The organism is Vibrio sp. OPT46, from assembly GCF_015163535.1.
In the GTDB taxonomy this organism is placed as follows: domain Bacteria; phylum Pseudomonadota; class Gammaproteobacteria; order Enterobacterales; family Vibrionaceae; genus Vibrio; species Vibrio alginolyticus.
Window position 1 is genome coordinate 1 of record NZ_JADDYG010000232.1, and the last position, 3,109, is coordinate 3,109.

A 3,109-nucleotide genomic window follows, 5' to 3' on the forward strand; every position below is an offset into this window, starting at 1 on the left:
CTTCGAACGAGTATGCCAAGTGCGAAAGGCAAAACTACCAGATCCAACCAAGATAGGTAACGCAGGTAGTTTCTTTAAAAACCCAGTGATCACGCAAGATCACTATTATCGACTCACAAAAAAATACCCTAACGTAGTGGCCTACCCAGCTTCTGGAGGAATGAAAATTGCTGCTGGTTGGCTTATCGATCAGTGTGGATTAAAAGGGAAGTCTGTACACGGTGCGCAGGTCAACCCTATGCAAGCTTTGGTTTTGACCAACATGGATAATTGTAGTGCAGATGACATTGTCGCGCTTGCTTCTTTAGTGAAGCAGACAGTATGGGACAAATACCAAATCATACTTGAGCATGAAGTACGCTTTCTCAATCGTACTGGGGAGACCAATTTGGCTCAGATCGAGGCATCTAGATGAGAAAAGATCACTCTACGAAACTTCATATTCTAAAGTTATTAAGTGATGGCGAGTTTCATTCAGGAGAAGCGTTGGGCGACGATCTTAATGTTTCTAGAGCGGCAATCGCTAAGCACATTAAAGGTCTTAGTGAATGGGGTATTGATATTTATCGAGTGCAAGGGCGCGGTTACCAATTAGCCTCACCATTGCAGTTGTTAGACGAGACTCTCCTTACCACTAGCTCGGAGTCACTTGTTGAACTCGTCCCTGTGATTGACTCAACGAATCAATATTTGCTCGACAGAGTCGCGGATTCGGAAAAGGGCCGTGTTTGTATTGCTGAATATCAAGCACAAGGGCGTGGTCGCCGCGGTAGACAATGGGTCTCACCGTTTGGCTCTAACTTATATCTCTCTATGTATTGGCGACTGGATGCAGGAATGGCTGCGGCAATGGGCTTGAGCTTGGTGATTGGGATTGCCGCAGTGGAAGCTTTGGAAGAAGTAGGCATGCAAGGTGTTAAACTCAAGTGGCCGAATGACTTGTATTATCAAGATAAAAAACTGGCCGGAATCTTGGTTGAAATGTCGGGTCAGGCCGGTGGGGCTGCTCATCTAGTGATTGGGATGGGCCTGAATATTGGAATGCCTGACGACCAGCCTGAGATTGACCAGCCATGGACCACGTTGAACCAAGTAAATCAGAGTCTCAAGATCGATAGAAATGTTCTAGCAATGACACTTATCAAGCATTGGAATTCCGCACTTGTCGAATATGAAATGAAAGGACTTACTGGCTTTATCGAACGTTGGAATCGGTTAGACAATTTCCTTAATCGTCAGGTCAAACTGCTTATTGGTCCTAGAGAGGTATATGGCGTCGTTCGAGGCATCGATCATCAAGGTGGAATATTAATCGAAACCTCCCAAGGACTAGAGACTTATATTGGTGGTGAAATCTCGTTGCGTAAAAGTGACTAATCTTCGATTACTTTCGCAACGAGACTTTATCAACTAAGTGGTTAACGCCTTTGTGTAGAATCAAGTGGGCTCTCTCACGAGTTGGAAGAATATTCAATTCTAAATTGAGCCCATTAATATCATGCCAAATTTGCTTCGCTTTTTTCTTTGCGTCATCGACAGAGAGTTGTGTGTAGTGGCTAAAATAAGAGCCTGGTTTCGTAAAGGCCCCTTGGCGAAACTTTAAAAAGCGTTCTACATACCAATGTTCAATGGTCTCTGTTTCTGCATCGACATAAATTGAAAAATCTAAAAAGTCAGAGACGAAGACACGATGCGGGTCATGTGGATAGTCCATTCCACTTTGCAGAACGTTTAAACCTTCAATAATAAGAACATCCGGTCTATCCACTTTTCTTAGTTCATCAGTAATGTCATACGTGATGTGAGAGTAGATGGGTACTTCAAGATCGGGCTTTCCTGCCTTTACGTCAGACATGAACTCGACTAAGCGCTTGATATCATAGGATTCTGGGAAGCCTTTACGATGCATGATACCGCGTTCTTCTAGTACTTTTTTCGGATATAGGAAGCCATCTGTTGTAACCAAGGACACTTTGGGATGATTCTCCCAACGAGAAAGCAATGCCGTTAGAATACGAGCAGTCGTACTTTTGCCTACAGCAACACTGCCAGCGATACCAATTACGAAAGGGGGAGCATGTTCCTCTGTATTTAAGAATTGTTGTAATACGGAATTGCGGCTTTGACGAGCCTGGACATACAGATTCAAAAGACGAGACAAAGGAAGGTAGATCTCTACCGCTTCCTCCATGGTTAGGTTTTCATTAATGCCCTGAAGCGCAGTCAAGTCGTCTTCAGAAAGTGTCATCGGTACAGAGTTTCTTAACTCGGCCCAATTTGCACGGTCAAATGACAAAAATGGACTCATGGGTCTCTTTTATCCTTGGTTTAATAGAAGCAAGAACATACATCAAGCGAACTTCAAAGCAAACGACAAAGGTCGAAGTTTACTTTAAAAAAGCTAAGTTTGTACGAATTTGCAGCAAACGAATCTAAAAAATCGAAATTTATGATTTTTTTTCAAATTACTATTGCAACCTAGAAAATCATTCAATAGAATGCGCACCAATTATGCCGACTTAGCTCAGTAGGTAGAGCAACTGACTTGTAATCAGTAGGTCACCAGTTCGATTCCGGTAGTCGGCACCATTCTTTCCTTTAGTAGTCTGAATGGCTTGAAAATTTGGAGGGGTTCCCGAGTGGCCAAAGGGAGCAGACTGTAAATCTGCCGGCACTGCCTTCGATGGTTCGAATCCGTCCCCCTCCACCATATTCTTTAGGAAATAGCTCTCAGAGTTACGTGTTGCGGGCATCGTATAATGGCTATTACCTCAGCCTTCCAAGCTGATGATGCGGGTTCGATTCCCGCTGCCCGCTCCACTCTAATTTGAGTGCTGATATAGCTCAGGTGGTAGAGCGCATCCTTGGTAAGGATGAGGTCGGCAGTTCGAGTCTGCCTATCAGCACCAGCTCTCAAGTTTATTTCCTTTTGATATTAGATTTACCAATTATCTTTTTTGGTTGCGTGGTCAATTTGGGCCACCTAAATCCGTACCTAGAGGGACCACTCATGTCTAAAGAAAAATTTGAACGTACGAAACCGCACGTTAACGTTGGTACTATCGGCCACGTTGACCACGGTAAAACAACTCTAACTGCAGCTATCTGT

At 43.8% G+C, this 3,109-nt stretch carries 3 protein-coding genes, 4 tRNA genes and 1 pseudogene; 7 read left to right on the forward strand and 1 reads right to left on the reverse strand.

The window, feature by feature from the left end; all coding sequences use genetic code 11:
• Together IQR33_RS09430 and birA are read left to right on the forward strand one after the other, a co-directional pair.
• Positions 1 to 415 (forward strand): annotated as a pseudogene (locus tag IQR33_RS09430) (UDP-N-acetylenolpyruvoylglucosamine reductase); the annotation flags it as partial.
• On the forward strand, positions 412 to 1,377 hold the full coding sequence (gene birA / locus IQR33_RS09435; RefSeq protein ID WP_005373054.1) for a bifunctional biotin--[acetyl-CoA-carboxylase] ligase/biotin operon repressor BirA: 966 nt from the start codon (positions 412 to 414) through the stop codon (positions 1,375 to 1,377). The pseudogene IQR33_RS09430 and the gene birA, both read left to right, overlap by 4 nt.
• Before the next feature lie 7 nt (positions 1,378 to 1,384).
• Here birA and coaA read toward each other — a convergent pair whose 3' ends face one another.
• Positions 1,385 to 2,308, reverse strand: a complete 924-nt coding sequence (gene coaA, locus IQR33_RS09440) for a type I pantothenate kinase (protein ID WP_005388683.1) — start codon at positions 2,306 to 2,308, stop codon at positions 1,385 to 1,387.
• Between the two features lie 205 nt (positions 2,309 to 2,513).
• On the opposite strand from coaA, the gene IQR33_RS09445 reads away from it, so the two are divergent.
• The 5 genes from IQR33_RS09445 to IQR33_RS09465 all read left to right on the forward strand — a co-directional run.
• Positions 2,514 to 2,589: transfer RNA gene (locus IQR33_RS09445), tRNA-Thr, on the forward strand.
• Positions 2,590 to 2,625: 36 nt separating this feature from the next.
• Positions 2,626 to 2,710: transfer RNA gene (locus IQR33_RS09450), tRNA-Tyr, on the forward strand.
• Between the two features lie 35 nt (positions 2,711 to 2,745).
• Positions 2,746 to 2,820 (forward strand) — tRNA-Gly (locus IQR33_RS09455).
• Positions 2,821 to 2,833: 13 nt separating this feature from the next.
• Positions 2,834 to 2,909, forward strand: a tRNA-Thr gene (locus tag IQR33_RS09460).
• Between the two features lie 101 nt (positions 2,910 to 3,010).
• Positions 3,011 to 3,109: GTP-binding protein (locus tag IQR33_RS09465; protein ID WP_135300427.1), on the forward strand; the 99-nt coding region annotated here is incomplete at its 3' end.